Genomic DNA, 17,705 nt, shown 5'->3' on the forward strand with positions numbered 1-17,705 from the left:
CTGGGTGCCCCCGGTCCAATCGACCGGGGACCCTGTCAGTCCTGTGCGGCCCGCTTCCGGTCCGCTTCGGTCACCAGCGGCGGCAGGCTGGCCGCCCCCGGCACCGGGTCCATCCCCTTCGACCGCATCCAGTCGAACACCTGCTCCGCCAGCACCGTCAACTTCTCGAACACCCGTAGCTGCGCCCGCTTCGGCAGCGTCAACAGGGCCTCGGCCTCCACCGGCTCCACCCGGTCCGGGGCCAGCTGCATCGCCCGGGACTGCACGATCCCGATCAGGTAGTCCTCGAAGTCCTGGCTCGCGCCCTGGTACTGGTCTAGGCCCAGCATCAGGTCGATCACCGTCACCTCCCCGTCCGGATGTGCCGCCTCGAAGGTCTCCACCAGCGAGTCCCCGTACGGTGTCGCCTCGTGCGGGTGCTGCCACACCGACCGGTCCGTCTCCCACCGGGCTTGTTCCCCGGCCAGGAACCGGCTGGCCCGCTCCGGTGTCGGGTCCTCGATTGGGTCCGGCATCGTCCCGTCCCGCATCCTGTCCTGCGGCCTCATCGCGTTCTGCACTGTCCCGTTCCGCATCCTCGATTCCTTCCATTTCGGCCAGCAGGTCCAACACCGAGATCTGACCAGCCACCTGATTGCTTCGCTTCGCCACGCTAGGACTCCTGACTGACATAACTGCACGACGGCCGGGAAGCGGTCAAGCCCCCGGCCGCCGAGCGACGGTGAGTGAACGGTCCGGCTACCGGGAAACCCCGGCCCCCTGCTGGGCGCCCGGTACCGTGACCGGGTTCTGGGCCGCCCAGCTCGTGAACGACTCCGGCGTCATCTTCTCCGGCTGCAAGCCCTGATCCACGGCCTGGCCAGGGGACTGGGTAAGGGACGCCCCCTTCCGGTTGTGGTCGCGGGGCAGCACCGTGACGGGGTTGTACTGCATCGACGCGGCCACATCCTCAGCCCAGATCCGATGGTTCAGCCCCGGCTCACCGGTACTCGTGGAGTAGGCACCCACCTGATAGTTCCCGGTGACCGTAACCCGGTCGCCCTTGTGCAGCGAGGACAGCACGTTCTCGCGCAGCTGGGACCGGTCCATGGCCACGTCGTAGAATGTCGGGTCCGTGTCCTCCCACTCCCGGGATTCCTCGTTGAACCGGCGGCCGTTTTCGGCCACTGTCATCACCACCAGCTCCTGGCCTGACTTCGACCGCACGTGCCGGGGATCACCGGTCAGATTGCCCTGCACCGTCTTCTTGCCCACGCTCTCCATGACTTGCTCGCTTCCCTGCTCGATTGGTGCTGATGGTCATCTGTGCTTGCTCGGCGTCGGCCCGGTGCCGACGTCCTGCCACCAGTTCTCTGGTTGTCTGCTCAGGTGAGCGTCGACATACATGCCCCGTGACGTGGTGTCAGTGGTCGGAGTCTTCGGGGTTCTGATCCGGGTCGATGTCGGCCCACGTGGTTCCATCGGGGGATTCCTCCCACACCACGGTCAGGTCCTCGGGGCCGCCGATGATATTCACCGCGACCCCGGCCTGGCCAGGGGTCGCGGAGGTGTAGGCCAGGCGCACTGAACCGACCTCGGCCACGGACCGGGCGCGCAGGCCCAACGGGTCGGAGGCCCCGTGCTCGACGCCGTCGGTGTCTACGGCGCGGGCCCGGATGATCCTCACCCCGGTGGTGGGGCGGTCGATGACCTTTTCGGTGCGGATGGTCGAGGCCGCGGTGATCCAGTCGTCCTCGTCGTAGTCCAGCTCGTAGGCGCCCACGGTGCCGGAATACGCGACCGGTTCCTTATGGCCACCGGCCTGGACGCAGCCGGCCTCGTGGGTCATCTCCTTCAGACGGGACCGCAACTGGGCCACGTTGGGGTGCCACATCATCATCGGGGCCAGCCCGGGGGCCTGCTCCTCGAAGACCTTGTACTCCATGCACATCGCCGCATACAGCTCGGCGGTCACATCCGGGTGCCGGTACCAGCACGCCGGGACATCCGATGTGGTCAGCCGGTATTCGCGGATGAACCAGTCCACCCACCGCCGCAGCCCGTTCCAGGCGTCCCATTGCTGTTCGGGTTCGATGTCCCGCCACCGGGTGCCCAGCCACTCCGGGGGCCCCTCGGCGGCCAGGGCGGCCTCGACCTCCGGATCCAGATACGGCAGCGGGGAACCCGCTGCCTCACTGTCGGTCTGCTTGGGGCCGGGGATCTCCTGGTTCAGCCAGGTGTCGTCGTCTTCGTCGTCCACCCACGGGTTGCCTGTCACTGGTGTCGCCCTCCTCATCGCTGCTGTCTGATCCGGCAGGGCCTATGGCCTGCTCGGAGACAGTTCGGAGCCGGAGGGTAGTGGTGTATGTCGCTGGAGGGTGGATCAGCGGCGGGTCAATCGAGGGTCAGGCGCCGGCGTCGGGGCGGCGTTGGCGGCGGTACTTCCGGGGTGGTCCGTCGATGAGGTTCAGCAGCCGTTGGATCATTTCGTCCACCGCGGCCTGGGCGGAGCCGTCGCCCGGGTGTTCGGCCATCCAGCGGTGGACGGCTTCTTCGCAGATCGAGCACAGCCACATCCCGTCCCCGTCGGCGCGGCGGCATGCGGCGCGGTCCACCAGGTCGGTGCTGGTGGTGTGGAACTGGAGCACGGAGACCCGCTGGCACAGTTCGCAGTTCAGCGGCTCGGTGGAGCCGGGGACGGGGGCACTGGTGGTCATGGGGTCTTCTTTCGGTGGCGGCGGATCATCCTGACGACGATGAGCACGGTGGCCCGGCGCCGGTCCCAGCCCAAGTACTCCTTGCGCGCATCGAGGGAGGCGTGCAGTTGTTCGTGGTGGGTCCGGCACATCGGCATCAGGTCCTCATCTTTCTCCTGTGCCGTCCAGGTCCCGGTGAGCGGGTTGCGGCCGACGCCGTCGTAGCGCAGGTGGTGCAGGTCCAGGCTGCTGGCCTCGGTGAGGGTGAGTCGACAGACCGGGCAGGCCGGCTCGACGCCCCGGGTCCGGGTGTCGCGGAACCAGCGCACCCGGCGGAACCCCCACTGCGGGGATCGCAGGTAGGCCCGGTAGTCGGTGGAGCCGGTGCGGGTGAGGGAGAGTCGTGCCATGGACGGGTCCTCATCGCACCGGCACGGAGGCGGCCCAGTCGCTGAGATGCTCACCCTCGGCGGTATCGGCACTGCTCGGGGTGGAGGACAGCACCTCGGCCCCGCTGGTGAGCTCGGCGGCCAACTCGGCGTTGTAGGCCTTGACGGCGGCGGCGATCTGCTGGGCGTCCTTGCGGTCGGGCCATTTGGTCATCCTCATCAGGATGGGTCGGCCGTTGCGGTTCAGCAGCAGCCCCCAGCCGAAGGGCAGGCGGCGTAGTTCGGAGACGGTGAGCACTTCGGTGTCGTGCAGCTGCTCGGAGGTCGAGGACGAGTCCTTGCCGTGGGATGTGGAGGTCCGGGTGATCTGGCGTTGACCGGCCAGCCGGGAGAACAGCTCCAGGTCGGTCACGTTGGAGGCCCCGCCGAGCTGGATCTTCACGGTGGCGGCGTCGAACAGGGCGGTGGCGGGTTGTTCGCCCCACTCGTTGCGGGCCTGGGCCAGGGACTGGAACACGGCGAATGCGCTGATGCCCACGCCTCCGCCGTCGGCCATGATCTGAGTCAGTCCGGGCCAGGCCCCGGCGATGTTGGCAATCTCGTCCAGCACCAGGGTCAACGGCGGGTCGAGCCGGTTGGCCGGGGACTTGGCCGCCAGCTCGCGGGCTCGTTCGGTGATGGAGTCCATCATCGCGATCAAGAACGGGCCGGCGGAGGACCCGCCGGTCTTGGTGCCCACGATGTACAGCGTCCCGTTCTCGGACAGGAATTTGTCGATGTCCAGGGTCTCCTCGACCTTCGTGGGTTTGAGGACCTCGCGGACCTCGGGCACGGACAGGCCCTTGACCGCGCCCTCCACGCCGAACCACTTGTTCTGTAGCAGCTTGGGTTCGCCGTCGATGATGCCCTGGAGCACCAGGTTCCAGTTCGAGGCGGCACCGGAGTGTTCGGCGAGGATCTTCACGGCTTCCTTGGCCTCGGCCGGGTTGTTGCCCCACCGCATCAGGTCATCCACGGTGCGGTTGCCCAGGGCGGCGGCGTGGAGCAGGCATTCCATGATGGTCACGGCCGGGGCCTGCCACTCTGCGTTCGTCGAGGACGCCCCCAGCCCAGACGAGCTGATCAGGGAGGTGGCGCGCTGGTTGGCGACCCGGGGGACCTCGCAGCCGGTGATCGGGGACCACTTCAGGGTGGTGGGCTGTCCGGTGAGTCCTTGGGGGTCGAACAGGGCCACCGGCCCCTTGGCGGCGCGGAGGCTGGCGGTGGCGGCGAGGTTGTCGGCCCGCGAGCTGGTGGTGATCACCGGGCCGGGGGCGTCCAGGATGGCCCCGATGAGCAGGTGCAGGCCCTTACCCGAGCGGGGCGGGCCGATCAGCACCACGGATTCCTCCAGGCAGCTGAACACCGCCGAGCCCTCGGCCGAACCCAACAGCAGGGCCGCGTCGGCCGGCTTGGGGTGCTTCACGCTCGGCCTCACCTTCTTGGCCTTCTTCCGGGCCGCCCCGGCCCCGACCGCCCGGCGGATCTCTGGGCCGCGGGCCATGCCCTCACGCCACCGGATACCGCGGATGAAGGCCTTGTCGGACTGCCGGTAGCGCATCCACGCATACGCCCCGGCCCCGACCAACACCACCAGCAGCAACCCCAGGCCGATGTACGCGGCGATGAGGGTCCCGGTGGGCGCGGAGCACCCGGCGGCCGAACCGAAGGCGGTCCCGTCGCCGGTGACCACGAACCCCAGCGGGGCCACGATGGTGGACGGCCAGGCCAACGTTCCGCACACGGCCCGGTTGGTGAGCGCTCCGACGAGCACGTAAGCCCCGTACACGCAGATCACCCCGAGGATCGCCAACGGCAGGGCGTTGGTGTCCGACCCGGTGGTGGACTGGCGGTTCTGCGCGTTCCAGCTCATGCCCGGGCCTGCCTCTCAGCGGTGGTGGTGACGAGGCGTTCATCGGTGTTGAACAGCGCCAACTCGACGCGGGTCAGATCGTTCTTCACTTCGAAGCTGGATCCACCCAGCCGCCACAGGCCAACCCCCTTGCCCAGGTGTTTGAGCAGAGACCGTTCCCGGTCAGAGAGGTCGAGCTCGTCGGTGGTGAGTTTCAGCGTGGAGCGGTCTTGGCGGTAGATGACCTTCACGTCGGCGTCGGCCAGCAGGGACTTGGCCATCGCGGCCATCCTCGATCCGACGTCACCGGCCATGTTCAGGTCGGATACCTTGTGCAGGATCAGCACGTTGAAGATGCCGTAGGCCCTAGCCAGTTTCCACGATTCGACCATGCGCTGTAGATCTGCCTCGGAGGAGATGTTGTCCCATCCCTCTTCGTAGATCACCAGGCGCTGCCCGCCGTCACTGGTGGTGACCATGGCCTCGGTCCACGCTCCCGAGCAGGCGTTGACCACCCGGACCGCCTCGGGGCTGGCCCCCTGCAGGGCGGAGGTGTCGATCGAGGTCGCGGGGGCATCGGCGGCGAAGTGCGCGGTCGTTTCCCCGTCGAACATCCCGGCCAGGTCACCGCTGGTCATCCGGTGCAGGGTCATCGCCATCACCGAAGAGGCGTCGGCCACCAACTGATCCGGCTGGTCCTTGGCGGCCTCCAGGGCGTCGATGACATCGGGGATCACCACCACCGTGCTCTTGGCCTGTGCCGCCTGGACTCCAGTGTCCAGGGCCAGAGAGAGCACGTGGTGCTCGGCCGGGGACAACTCCCGGTTGGTGAGGATCCGCACCAGGGTGACCAGGATGGCCATGCGCCGGGTGCGGACCATCAGCGCCCACACCTCATCGGTCAGCGGCTCACCCTGGGCATTCAGTGAGGGACGGGTACCCGGATCCAAGGGATTAAGCCGGGTTCCCATGCTCGGTCCGACCTGGATCACCGACCCGCCCAGGGCGTGCACGACTCGGGTCCACTCACCCTTCTTGTCACTGGCGACCGAGAGCTTGCGGCCGGCCTGGACCAGGCGCACTGCGAAAGACTTGGCCAGTGAGGACTTTCCGGTGCCGATCTGGCCGAACAGGATCATGCTCATCCCGGAAATGACCCCGCGCGCATACAACCGCCAAGGGTCGAAGCAGAACGCACCGCCGCCGTTGAGATCCCGGCCGATGTACAGCCCGTCGGCGCCCAGCGAGGTACCGGCCACATACGGGTACGCGGTTGCCCCGGTGTGGGCGGTGGTCGGCACCCCACGGGTGTGCAGGATCCCGGTTCCGTGCAGGGACTTCGGCCGGCGTTGACCGCCGCGACCCCACGTGGGCCGTGGGAAGTCCCCGGTGGTCTCGGTGGTCTGGTCCTGGCTGGCCTTGAGGTCCTTGATCACCTGTCGGGTGGAGGTGGCTGAGGCCCGCTTGTCCGCCCGGTTGGCCTCGTAGACTTCGAAGACCTCGATCTTCTGACGCTTGCTCGTTGTCTTAGTCATCACAGATCCACCATTCCGAAGGGCAGCGCCGCGGCCAGCAGCGCCGAGTCCTGCTCCAGATACACCACACGCAACTCACAGTTGGCGTTGACCGCCCGAGACAGCACGTCCGAGCAGTTGGCCTCCAGCTCCATTTCATCGGCCCCGGTGACGGTGATCAGCACCGCCAGGTCCAGTCGGGCGTGCCCGTCGACCAGTTCGGACTCCTCCCGGTCGATGTCCTCCAGTTCCCGATCATGCTCCAGGGTGTGAGGCCTATCCAGCTTGTCCAACAGCCGGGTCGTGGTCCGCCAGTCGGCCTTGCGCCGCTGGATATGGTTCAACGCCCCCCGGGCATCGCGGGGCACCCACACCACCGAGACGGTGTGCCGGAAGTCCCCGGCGAAAATCAACGACTCCAAGAACCCGAGGCGGGCCTGGGACTGAGGGAACTCCGAGACCTTATAGGTGCGGTGCAGGTACCCGTCGGTGCGCACATGGTCGGTGAAGACCTCCATCGCCATCGGCCCGGCCGAACCGGGGGCGACCCCGACCCAGTCCCCGGAACGCTCCGAGATGACCACCGAAGCCCGCGGATCGAACGCCGAACGGACCAGGGCGGCCAAAGACCGGGAGGAGTGCCAGGCCTGCACGGTGGTCCCGGAGGCCGGCAGAGTACCCTCAATGGTCGTCATCACCGACAGGGCCAGGTTCATGAACCCGGACAGACCGCCGCCGAGGGACTTGATGCGCTTGGCGACCTTGTCCCGGGAGAGGACCACCGTCATCCAGGTCTCGTGCACCGGCATGTCCTGGGCCTCGGCCATCAGCTCCACGAAGGCCGCGTGCAGGAACGGGTTGACCGCCTCCCCGCTGGGTCGGCCCTCGCCGGTGGCCTCGGCGCCCTTGGCGTTGTAGAACTCCATCACCTTGGACCCGGAGATCAGCGTGGTCTGGTCCGCGTGCTGGACGCGGGCCACCCCGGGTATCCGAGCGATCGCTGAGATGGCTTCGCGCCAGTTCGCGGTGCGGTCCTCCTGGGCGTCGAAGGACTCCAGGGCGAAGGCCTTGGAGGTGTTGATCTTCGCGCACACGATGCCCTCACCCCGGCGTGGGTCGTAGACGAATCCGGCCCCGCCGGGCAGGGTGTACACGCGCAGTTCGTTGGCCTCCCCGGGCAACCGGAACCGCGCTCCGGACCGGGGCTTGATCCGCCCGGCCTCATCCCGGGCAGTGCTCGTTTCCCCGGGAGAGAGCACCGGGGAGGACGGTTCGGTGGGGGTCTCGCCATTGTCGGTGTCCTCGCGGCGGACGAAGGTCAGCTGGTCCCGGGCCCCACGGACCAGGTAGCGCAGCCACAACCCGGCCCAACCGATCAAAGGCCGGCCCATCACCTTGGGCACCACGACCCCGGCGGCCACCGCACCGAGGGCCAGGGCGGTGAAGAGCCCGCGGGGAAAGCCGCCGGTGAACACCAGCGGCAGCATCAACCCCAAGGCCACCCCGAGGGTGATGACCTGGGACCAGCTCAGCCCCAGCAGCACCCCGGTGGTGCGTTCCCGGGCGAAGCGTGCCCCGTCCCACGGGGAGTCCAATTGCTGTTCGAGTGTCTGTTGGGCCATGGCTACGTTGTCCTTCTCTCTAAGATTTGCGGTCTCGGGTGGGGGTGGGTCGCTAGCGGCCGAGTCGGGCGGCCGTGCGGGCTGGGTGGGTGATCTGTCCGGCCTTGCGGGCCCCGCCGCGGACCACGTTCGTGGACTGGCGCATCATGGTGTTGCCGCTGGACACCGCGGAGCGCTCCATGGAATCCGAGGCCCCGCCGGTCAGGAACGAGACCATGGTCAGCATCAGGACCGGCATCGCCGCGCCCATCACGATCAGCACGATCCCAGCGGCCAGCTGGACCCAGTCGGTGCCGATCGAGGCGGCGACCATGCCGATCTTCACCACCAGTGCCGCGGCGGGTTTGGCCAGGACCAGGGCGAAGACCACCGAGAGCCAGCGGGTGAACACCGCCTTGGCCGGTTCCAGGCTCAGGGAGAACACGGCGGCGGGCATCATCACGGTCAACAGGACGATGACGGCCAATCGGAAGATCATCATCAGCATCAGCAGCAGGCAGACCCCGACGATGATGATCCCGATGATGAACGGCAGGATCGCCATGCCCGGGTTCTCGGTATTGGTGGCCATCTGCCACTGGGCGTAGTTCTCATCCATCAGCACTTCGTCGTTGGCCGCGTCATAGGTCAGCCCGAACAGGTGCAGGATGGCCCCCAGGGCGGCTTCCTCTCCGCCGCGTTCTCCGGCCTGCAGGATCCACAGGCTCATCTGGTCCACTGCCCCCAGGACCACGAACATCAGTCCGGCGACCACGTACACCGCCGGCACGGAGACCACCGCGACCGTCAGGGCCCGGATGACCCCGGCCGTGGAGGACCGGAACAGGGACCAGATGACCTGGACGGCGACGAAGATCAGCAGGAAGGGGATCATGGCCAGCACCATGACGTTGAGCATCCCGGGGTGCTCGATCGTGGTGGCCGCCTGCCCGTCCACGTTCACCACGACCGTGCCCCCGACGATGGTCATCCACCATTCCGGGGTCATGGACCCGGCCGAGAACGAATCCCGGATGAAGGCCCACGCCGCGGTGGCGAAGCCCAGGATGCCGTCACGCAGGAACGCCTGCATCGGTTCCAACAGATTCAAGACCGGCCCCTTTCCGTTGTCCGGATTAGCTCAGGCGAACAGGGGGACGCCGGTGGCCCAGGAGATGATGCCGCCAATGGATCCGACGGCGACGGCCGCGACCACGCCCCACAGCAGGATGCTCAGACCGGTGTCCTGCGCGCGGCCACCGCCGGAGAGCTTGCCGAACAGCCACACCACCAGCCCAGCGACCACGGCGATGACGAACAGCACCAGCGCCGTGGCCAGCACCATCCCGCCGATGTTCTGCAGCGTCGGCATCCACGGGGCGTTGAAATTCGGAGTCACCCCCGGGTCGTACCCCTTGGCCATCACGGACAGAGACGTCAGTGCATTCATGGTTGGTTTCCCTTTCCTCGTGCCCCTCAGCGGGGCTCCCCCTATGCCCCCGTTGGACACAGGAACCTGTGGGTGTAGCTGGTCAGTCGATGGTGTGTTTGCGGATCTGTTCCTCGGCGCCTTCAAGGGCCACCGTGTCGTAGATGCGCATCTCGACCTCGGTGCCCGAGGCTGCTTCGGTGTTCTGTCCCGAGCAGTCCGTGCCGGTGGGGTACCACTTCAGCGAGATGATCTGCACGCCCGGACCGACCGTCAGCGCGCCGTTGGAGACCTCCTTGACCACGGCGGCCCGCTTTGGCTGGGAGGCCTTGGGGTCCTCATCGTCGAAGTCGCGCACAGCCTGCGAGGTGCAGGTCGTCTTGGGGGCCTTGCGGTCGATCACGACCTGGCCGGGGCGGGCTGCCTCGGGCATCAGAGAGGCGGTGCCCAGGGAGGATCCCCACTGCACCGCCCCGCCGATCGACCCCAGCACCACCGCGCCGAGCACGCTGGCCCCGGCCATCTTCAGGCCCTTGGTGGAACCCTCCGATGAGGGGGTGGCCTTACCGCCGAGCCAGCGGACCAGCCCGACGGCGCAGCCGATGGCCAGCAGGATGATTGCCGCGCCGATGAATGTGGCGGCGACCGAGTTCAGTCCATTTGGGCCGGTCAGGCCCCAGGGGTCAATTCCGTCGAGCATGATGTCCTCCTTGAGTGGGTTCTCGAGGACAGTTCGCCCGGCTGGCATAGCGGTGTGTGTCAGAAACGCCCCGGGCAGATCCGCCGGGTCATGAGCTCTTAGAGGCCCGCGATGATGATGAACACCAGGGCCCAGGCCAACAGGACGATCACGGCCGCCCCGGCCAGCAGGACCCGGCCGTGCCCGTTCGTGGCCCAGGTGGGCATCCGGTCCTGGATATGCTCGGGCAGCTCGGCATCCACGCTCGTGGCGACCCAGGTAGCCCGTGCCCGCATCATCTTGGCTCGCCGCTCAGTTCGGCGGCGCAGCCGATGCTCCCGCCGGGACTCCCGACCAATGACCACCTCCGTGTCGCTGGGCTTGGTGGTCACATCGGTCCGCTCATTGTCTGTCGGGGTGCCGTTCTCGGCGACTCGGTTCCTAGATGTCATCTCACTGCCTCGCCTTGTTGTTCAGCGGTCAGTACGGTCATCGCGACCTGCAACAAATGGCGGGTCTTGGAGAGGTACTGCCGGGCCGTGTGGTGACTGAATCCGGTCACGTCCATCACGTGCCCGACCGTCACCGCCTCGAACCGGCCACCGGCCTGAGCGCAGGCCAGCGCCATCTGCCGGGCCCAGTCTCCGGACTCCCCATCGGCGGGCAGGCACTCGATCAGCGTCCGCATCGTCACCGTGCCGCCGGCAGTCGCAGCCTCCTGGGCGCGACTGACCACCTGAGAGCACCGGATCAACTCCCGACGCGACTGACGCAGCACCTCGGCACTGACACCTAGGCCCCTGGAAGCGGACTCCACGTCATCATCGAATACCAGCACCAGGGCCAGAGCCCGGGAGGTGGCCTCCCTGTTCTGCATGACCTGCTCGACCAGCCCCAGGACAGCCCGCACCCGCTGCTGGGCGGCCAGGGCGTCGACCGTGGCCTCGGCATGGTCCGGGGCAGAGAGCGTCACCGCTGACTGCACCCGCCCTTCGGTCAGGTGCTCCGCCTGCCCCTGCAACACAGTGTCCCGTTGCCCGGCACGGACTCGGTCGATGGCCCGACGACGGGCGATGGTGACTACCCAGGCATGCAGGCTGCCCTGTTCGGGATCGAACCTGTGTCTGGATCGCCAGGCTGACTCCCACGTCGCCTGCGAGACATCCTCCACGTCGGCCGGCGAACCCATGTCGCCGAGCTGAGACACGATCACCGGACGTACCTTGGTCACAGCCGCCGCGAGCTCCTCGCCGGTCAACTCGCCTGTTTCCTGTTTGAGCTGATTGTCCATCTTCCACCCCTCCAAGGGTTTGATTCCGGTCGTCCGCACAGCTCCGTCAGGCGCCGACTCGCCGGCGTAAAGACGCAGGCAGTGCCTCGATCTGCTCGGGACTCAGGGGGACGGCCGTCGGGTCTAAAGTCGGCTGGACGATCCGGGACTCCAGACGGCACTGCGGGCAGTCCTGCGGGTCATAGACCCCGTCATGATCCGGGTTGGTACACGGCACCGCGGGCACCGCCGTCCTCGTCCTTACGGCCGGAGACACCGTGCCACTTCGACCGAGATCATCGTCTAGGCCGTGAACGGGCCATGCATCGGCGGCCGCCGCGAGGACGCCCTCAAAGTCGGCCCGTAGCGCTGCGGCCACATACCGGGTTGGGGCGGCAACCCGGTCCGTGGCCCGGTCCAGCACCACATCCACCACCACCGGCAGATGTTCGACTTCGACCTGGCCCAGCTGAGGAACCAGCCCGCAGAGCTGGGTCAGACCCACGCCCCGGTAAATCCTGCGGTCATCATCGTCATCGTCTTGAGTGGAGCCGCCCACCGTTGGTTCGGTGGGACGCGGGTCATGATGATGAGGATTCGAATGAGGGTTAATCCGTGCGCGTTCCCTTAAGTGCGCAACACCCGGATTTGCGTCTGAGTCGTGCGCGGATTTGCGCCTGAGTGACTCAGAGGCAGAATCTGCGCCTCGCATGGTCCCGGGGTTTTCGGACTCAGCAGCAGTATCTGCCTCTCGTGTCTTCGTGCGGGAGGCAGGAACTGCGTCCCGCATATCCGTGCGAGGCGCAAGATCTGCACTTGAGTCGTCAGCGGCACGGTCGGCCAGGCCCTGCTGGGCCTCTTCGAGTAGGTAGTAGCGCACTCCGATCCGGCCGCGGCCGTGTCCGTACCGGTTCTCCACGCTGATCAGTCCCAGTGTCCGCAGCCGGCTGATCTGCGAGGTGACGGTCCGTTTGGACTGGTTGGAGTCCCGCGCCAGCTTCTCCTGCGAGGGGTGGCAGGACCACGCTTCGTCGGCGTGGTCGGCCAGCATCCACAGCAGCAGCACCTCCGCCGGGCGCAGTACTCCCTGGGCTCCGACCTGGCGGGCCCAGTTCAATGCCTGGATGCTCATGCCAGATCCCTCCAGCTCTCTGAGGTCGGGGCGCTGAAGACCGCGGGGTGTTTCTCCCGCAACCTCTGCAGACGCCGCCGGGCAGTGCGTTCCGTCAGTCCGAACCGCTCGACCAGCATTCTCGCGCTGACCTTCGCTCCGGCAGCAATCTGATCGGCCACGAACTCGGCCATCTCGTCCAGATCACTGATGGCCCCAGGCCCACCGGCTGCTGCAGCCGAGGACTCGGATTCGACCGCATGCAGACCGACCTCTGAGGGCCCATGGCTTGAGGTGATCGGGCCCGGTTGCGGGACGATATCGTCGTGTGGCGTTTTGTCGGGGGAGTGGTCCACGTCGCCGGATTGGGTCGCCTGCCTGACTTCTAGTTCTCGGCGGGCCTGCATCGTGGCGATCGCGGTTTGGTGCCGTTCCTGGTCCAGTTCGGCGGCGCGTTCGGCCATGACTCGCTCGTGGGCTATCTGGCGTTCTTGCTTCTCTTGTTCGAACTGAATCTGCACTCTCTGCCGCGCGTGCTCGGCCCGCGCTTGTTCTGTCCGGGTCTGCTCCCTCAGTTCAGTGCGCCTGGACGTGGGGTCTTCGACCGCTACTCGGGATAGCTGTTCTGTGGCCACGAAGATCGCCACCGGCACCATTCCGGCGATAACAGCCCCCACCACTGCCTGCCACGCTTGGTCGTGACCTTGGCCGTATGCCCAGGCGTGGGCAGCGTTGGCGAAGACTGATAGTGCGGTGAACGTGGCCAATGCCGCCCAGGAGGCCAAGGTTCGTTCCCCGCGGGCTTTGTGCACCAACACCGACGCCGCATAGACCAGGATTGCTAGGTCGATGAACACTGGGACCGCCCACCACATGAACGGAGGCAATCCCAACCACTCGGCCACCTCATAGAGAGCCGTAAAGGAGATGGCGAAGGCGACCACCCCAGCTATCACGACCCCGCCCACGACCAGCCGGATGAAACGACCATCGTCCGGATTGACCCGCCGTGGCCCCCTCACCTCCGCAAGACAGGCAGGCGAACCGTCGCCAACCCTGTCCGTTCCGGCGGCACCATGCTCGACCAAGGCCTTAGCCGACGCCGAACTGGCGTCGCGGCCAGCGTTCTCCACGAGCGGTGGCTCGACCGTTTCCAAGACGCCGCCTATGAGCTCCACATCCCCGCTCACTTTTGGTCCTCCAGCTGACGAAGAACCTGTTCCAGCTCGTCTCTGGATTCCCGCAGGTTCGACTTGATGGCAGCCTCCGATTCACCGGGTTCCACCGACTCGCGCAGGGCCACCGCAACGTGAACGAGCGTCCTCAGACCCCGCGACACGTCATAGGCCAAATCGTTCAAGCGTTCAGCCGGCACCTCCGACTCACCAGTCAATGGAGAGACCAGGCCGGCGACCTGCGAAGCCAACTTGATCGTCATCGGCAGTGCCGCTGATCCCGATCCGTGGAACTCACGCAGCATCCGCGACACGCGCTCCCGACCCTTGCGGGCACGTTCCGCGAGGTCCAATGGTTCGACTCCGGCCACTGAGGCCGGTGTATCCAGCACGTCGTCTTCGGACACCTGTTCCGGCAGCGGACTTGGGAGAGTATCTGCGTTCGATGATTCGTTGTTCGAATCGTTTGTCGACTTGGTGGTCCGAGTCACCCGAGAGTATTTTCCATCCTGGCCCTGAACGGAACTGGGCTCCGGAGGTGTCCCCTTTGGGACACCTGGTTGTTTTGGCGCCCGTGCAACTGAACTACGTCCAAGTTGAGTAGCCGATGCGATGGACCGCATGCTCACCCGTGATTCACGGAGCGACGGAGCCACTTCATGGCGCTTTTCGAGGGGTGGCCGAAGGTACAGATTTCCGAATTCCCCTACGACGTAGTCATTCCAGGACGAGTACCCCAGCACTTCCCACGCCCTACCTTGGTACGCAGCCTTGATGAGTTGAAAGGACCCATCGAGGTCCGATCGGATCTGATCGGTTAGGTCACGGGCGCCCTCTGCTGTCAGCCCGGGAAGAAGAACACGATCGTGTGAAGAAGCATTCAGGGTCATTTCAGTATCCCGCCTCTTCTGCCTCGAGAATCGACGGTCGAATACAAATTTTGCTTACTACTTCGATCTGCGGAACAGCGGGATACCTACTAGGCGCACTCGGCGCAGTGTACGCAGAACCTACTTTGGTGTCTGTCCTTCCCGATAGATGCTCAAGGGTCGCCTTCGTCTGAAGGAGGAGAGACACCATCGCGTCAAGGTGCCCCACGTCAAGTACCAGATCATCTTCACTAGCCCAGTAGCTGAAGGTGACGGTCTGACCCCCGGGATGAATTGAAGCCCGCAAGGTGTCTTCCGGGCCTACCGTGGGCTGGTCAATATCGTGCCACTCTGCAAAGCGAGGGAGAAAATGGGTACGATCAGTCATGCGACTGTCTCCTAGGTCTTAGACGGTTGCCATGCTCCCGGACTGCGCCAACAGTCGCGGGGGTATTCTGTTTAGACGTGTCCTGATGAATGGATCGTCCTGGCGATCGTCATGGCAGCATATGCCGCCGACCATCGTGTGCGGGGGACACAGGGGCCCGTCTTTCTGGCCGAGCTCGGTCTGGACGGACGGCTGCGGCATGCCCCGGGGGTGCTGCCGTCCGTGATGGCCGCGGTGGAGGCCGGCCACCCCGAGGTGGTGGTGGCCGAGGAGTCCTGCGCCGAGGCCTCCCTGGTTCCCGGTGCCACCGTGAGGGGCTTCCGCTCGCTGCACGAGGTGATCGTGGCCTACGGGGGCAGCCCGGACGTTCCATTGGCCAGTGCCCTGGCCGGCCCGGAACCGGTGCCCGGACAGGGGGCGGCCGAGGAACCGGGTCCGGAGCCGGACCTTGCCGAGGTGGCCGGTCAGTTCGAGGCGCGCTTCGCGTTGGAGGTGGCTGCGGCAGGCGGGCACCATCTGCTGCTGGAGGGCAGCCCCGGAGCCGGGAAGACCATGTTGGCTGAGCGGCTCCCGGGCATTCTGCCGCCCCTGGACGACCGCACGGCACTGGAGGTCACTGCCGTGCGGTCCCTGAGCGGCCGGACCCAGGACGCGGCCGGCCTCATCCGGCGGGCACCCTTCCAGGCGCCCCACCACTCGGCGTCCATGGCGGCCCTGGTGGGCGGCGGCTCGGGGCTGGCTCGTCCCGGAGCGGCCTCTCTGGCCCATGGGGGCGTGCTGTTCCTGGACGAGGCTCCTGAGTTCGACCGCAGGGCTCTGGATGCCCTGCGGCAGCCGTTGGAGTCCGGGGCCATCACCCTGCACCGGTCCTCCGGGGCCGTCCGCTATCCGTCCAGGTTTCAGTTGGTCCTGGCCGCCAACCCTTGCCCCTGCGGTTGGGGCGGGGGACGGGGCAGCAGGTGCCGGTGTTCGGCCCTGCAGCGGCGGAGGTACACGGCCAAGCTCTCCGGGCCCCTGCTGGACCGGGTGGACATCCAGGTCACCGTCCCCGCTGTTGAGGCGGTGGCACTGACCTCCGGTGCTGCCGGCGAGGGCTCCGAGGATGTGCGGAGGCGCATCCTGCCGGCCGTGGGAAGGCAGGCCGCACGGCTGCGCCCCTTCGGACTTTCCCGCAATGCGCACATCCCCGCGGCACTGCTACGGGACGGCGAGTTGGCCATCGGTGCCTCGGCGCGGGCTGGAGCGGACGCCGCCCTGGACCGGGCCGAGCTGACGGCGAGGGGGCACGCCCGCGTCATGCGCTTGGCCTGGACCATCGCTGACCTGCGCGGCACGGACCGCCCGGCGGCGCAGGACGTGGACACCGCGCTGTACCTGAGGCGCCGAGGCGAGGGGGAGGTGACGCCATGAGCACGGCCCATCGACCCGGCACTGGCACTGGCACAGGCGCTGACACCGGCACTGAGTCCCGTGCCCGCGCAGACACCAGTGCAGAGCGTATCGCCCGGGCGGCCCTGACACGGCTGCTGGAGCCGGGCTCCGTCCTCGGGACCACGGCGGTGCGGGTGTGGGGAGCCGCCCGGGCGCTCCAGATCCTCACCGGGGCGGACACCCCCGGTCCGGACGAGCGTCAGGAGCTCAGCCTCGTCCTGTCGGGCGAGGGGACCCAGCTGACCGAACGGACCTGGACGAAGTCACTGGAGGGCTGGGCGGCTCGGACCGCCAGTCTGGCCCCGGAGCGTGACCTGGAATCCCTGGGCCGGCTCGGGGGCGGGCTGCTCATCCCGGGAGACGCCGGCTGGCCCCCGGGTGCCGATGACCTGGGGGCCGCCGCCCCCGTGGCCCTCTGGTACCGCGGCACCGGTCCAGTGCCCCGGAGGGAGACCACCCTGGCTGTTGTCGGGAGCCGGGACGCCACCGCCTACGGACAGTCGGTGACGCGGACCCTGGCCTCGGGAGCGGCCGCCCGCGGATTGACGATGATGTCCGGGGGAGCCTACGGGATCGACGCGATGGCCCACCGGGCGGCCTTGGCCTCCGGGACGGGAGCTCCGCCGACGGCCGCCGTCATGGCCGGAGGTCTGGACCGCTACTATCCGGCCGGCCATGAGGACCTGCTCCGGGAGGTGTCCGCCCGCGGCCTGCTGCTCTCCGAGATGCCACCGGGCGCCAGCCCCACGCGGCACCGCTTCCTGCAGCGAAACCGCCTCATCGCAGGGCTGTCCGGGGCAGTGGTGGTGGTGGAGGCCCGCTGGCGGTCGGGAGCGCAGAACACGGCCGGCCATGCCCTGGGGATCGGCCGGGAGGTGGGGGCGGTGCCCGGGCCGGTGACCTCACCACAGTCTGCCGGGTGTCACCGGCTGTTGAGGGAATCTCCCGCGGTGGTGGTGACTGACCTTGAGGAGGCGCTGGCCCTGATGCCCGGTGGTGGGCCGCGCGCAGCCACCGCCGGACCACCGGCGGCGGAGGTGGGTGCCCCGTCCGGTGGCGGCTCCTCTGCCGCCCGGATCCATGACCACCTGACGGTCGAGGAGCTGTTGGTCTATGAGGCGCTCCCGCTGCGCAGCGCGGTTCCCGTGGACCGGCTCTGTGCCGCTGCAGGCCTCGGCCCAGGGGCGGTCATGGGCACCCTGAAGAAGCTCCAGCGGCAGTCCCTGGCCGAGCAGCTCGCTGCAGGGTGGCGGCGCGGCCCGGCGGTGCACGGCTAGGCCCGT

Annotated in this window: 18 protein-coding genes; 2 read left to right on the forward strand and 16 right to left on the reverse strand. The window is 67.5% G+C overall.

Annotation, left to right across the window (positions count from 1 at the left end):
• Positions 1-35: 35 nt before the first annotated feature.
• The 16 genes from IMT31_RS15390 to IMT31_RS15465 all read right to left on the reverse strand — a co-directional run bounded on the left by IMT31_RS15390 (position 36) and on the right by IMT31_RS15465 (position 14,225).
• A complete protein-coding gene (locus tag IMT31_RS15390; protein WP_413543328.1) occupies positions 36-575 on the reverse strand; it encodes a hypothetical protein in 540 nt (179 codons plus the stop codon).
• A gap of 163 nt (positions 576-738) precedes the next feature.
• Entirely contained in the window at positions 739-1,254 is a 516-nt protein-coding gene (locus IMT31_RS15395; protein WP_413543329.1) for a single-stranded DNA-binding protein, read from the reverse strand.
• A gap of 148 nt (positions 1,255-1,402) precedes the next feature.
• Positions 1,403-2,257: a hypothetical protein gene (locus tag IMT31_RS15400; protein WP_413543330.1), complete on the reverse strand. Its 855-nt coding sequence runs from the start codon at positions 2,255-2,257 to the stop codon at positions 1,403-1,405.
• Positions 2,258-2,384: 127 nt separating this feature from the next.
• On the reverse strand, positions 2,385-2,696 hold the full coding sequence (locus tag IMT31_RS15405; protein WP_413543331.1) for a hypothetical protein: 312 nt from the start codon (positions 2,694-2,696) through the stop codon (positions 2,385-2,387).
• Positions 2,693-3,085 (reverse strand): hypothetical protein, encoded by a 393-nt coding sequence (locus tag IMT31_RS15410; protein ID WP_413543332.1) that lies wholly within the window; start codon positions 3,083-3,085, stop codon positions 2,693-2,695. The genes IMT31_RS15405 and IMT31_RS15410 overlap by 4 nt, the downstream gene beginning before the upstream one ends.
• 10 nt (positions 3,086-3,095) lie before the next feature.
• Entirely contained in the window at positions 3,096-4,976 is a 1,881-nt protein-coding gene (locus tag IMT31_RS15415; RefSeq protein WP_413543333.1) for a type IV secretory system conjugative DNA transfer family protein, read from the reverse strand.
• Positions 4,973-6,490, reverse strand: coding sequence for a conjugal transfer protein TraC (locus IMT31_RS15420; RefSeq protein ID WP_413543334.1), 1,518 nt, complete (start codon positions 6,488-6,490; stop codon positions 4,973-4,975). The genes IMT31_RS15415 and IMT31_RS15420 overlap by 4 nt, the downstream gene beginning before the upstream one ends.
• The gene (locus tag IMT31_RS15425; RefSeq protein WP_413543335.1) at positions 6,490-8,091 is read right to left on the reverse strand and encodes an SCO6880 family protein; all 1,602 of its coding nucleotides are present in this window, start codon (positions 8,089-8,091) and stop codon (positions 6,490-6,492) included. The genes IMT31_RS15420 and IMT31_RS15425 overlap by 1 nt, the downstream gene beginning before the upstream one ends.
• Positions 8,092-8,143: 52 nt before the next feature.
• A complete protein-coding gene (locus tag IMT31_RS15430) occupies positions 8,144-9,181 on the reverse strand; it encodes a hypothetical protein (RefSeq protein ID WP_413543336.1) in 1,038 nt (345 codons plus the stop codon).
• 30 nt (positions 9,182-9,211) lie between these two features.
• Positions 9,212-9,520, reverse strand: coding sequence for a hypothetical protein (locus IMT31_RS15435; RefSeq protein ID WP_345362728.1), 309 nt, complete (start codon positions 9,518-9,520; stop codon positions 9,212-9,214).
• Positions 9,521-9,602: 82 nt separating this feature from the next.
• Entirely contained in the window at positions 9,603-10,199 is a 597-nt protein-coding gene (locus IMT31_RS15440; RefSeq protein ID WP_413543337.1) for a hypothetical protein, read from the reverse strand.
• Positions 10,200-10,297: 98 nt separating this feature from the next.
• Entirely contained in the window at positions 10,298-10,630 is a 333-nt protein-coding gene (locus tag IMT31_RS15445; protein ID WP_345354588.1) for a hypothetical protein, read from the reverse strand.
• Positions 10,627-11,469 carry a sigma factor gene (locus IMT31_RS15450; RefSeq protein WP_413543338.1) on the reverse strand — a complete coding sequence of 281 codons (843 nt, stop codon included), beginning with the start codon at positions 11,467-11,469 and terminating at the stop codon, positions 10,627-10,629. Before IMT31_RS15450 ends, IMT31_RS15445 begins: the two co-directional genes overlap by 4 nt.
• Positions 11,470-11,515: 46 nt before the next feature.
• Positions 11,516-12,580 (reverse strand): helix-turn-helix domain-containing protein, encoded by a 1,065-nt coding sequence (locus IMT31_RS15455; RefSeq protein WP_413543339.1) that lies wholly within the window; start codon positions 12,578-12,580, stop codon positions 11,516-11,518.
• Positions 12,577-13,749 (reverse strand): DUF2637 domain-containing protein, encoded by a 1,173-nt coding sequence (locus IMT31_RS15460; RefSeq protein WP_413543340.1) that lies wholly within the window; start codon positions 13,747-13,749, stop codon positions 12,577-12,579. The genes IMT31_RS15455 and IMT31_RS15460 overlap by 4 nt, the downstream gene beginning before the upstream one ends.
• Positions 13,746-14,225, reverse strand: coding sequence for a hypothetical protein (locus IMT31_RS15465; RefSeq protein ID WP_413543341.1), 480 nt, complete (start codon positions 14,223-14,225; stop codon positions 13,746-13,748). The genes IMT31_RS15460 and IMT31_RS15465 overlap by 4 nt, the downstream gene beginning before the upstream one ends.
• An 877-nt stretch (positions 14,226-15,102) precedes the next feature.
• On the opposite strand from IMT31_RS15465, the gene IMT31_RS15470 reads away from it, so the two are divergent.
• Both IMT31_RS15470 and IMT31_RS15475 read left to right on the forward strand, forming a co-directional pair.
• Positions 15,103-16,401, forward strand: coding sequence for a YifB family Mg chelatase-like AAA ATPase (locus IMT31_RS15470; RefSeq protein ID WP_345362065.1), 1,299 nt, complete (start codon positions 15,103-15,105; stop codon positions 16,399-16,401).
• The gene (locus IMT31_RS15475) at positions 16,398-17,699 is read left to right on the forward strand and encodes a DNA-processing protein DprA (RefSeq protein WP_413543342.1); all 1,302 of its coding nucleotides are present in this window, start codon (positions 16,398-16,400) and stop codon (positions 17,697-17,699) included. The genes IMT31_RS15470 and IMT31_RS15475 overlap by 4 nt, the downstream gene beginning before the upstream one ends.
• Positions 17,700-17,705: the final 6 nt, after the last annotated feature.

The sequence above is a fragment of the Citricoccus nitrophenolicus genome (assembly GCF_047305825.1).
GTDB classification, from domain to species: Bacteria; Actinomycetota; Actinomycetes; order Actinomycetales; family Micrococcaceae; genus Citricoccus; species Citricoccus nitrophenolicus.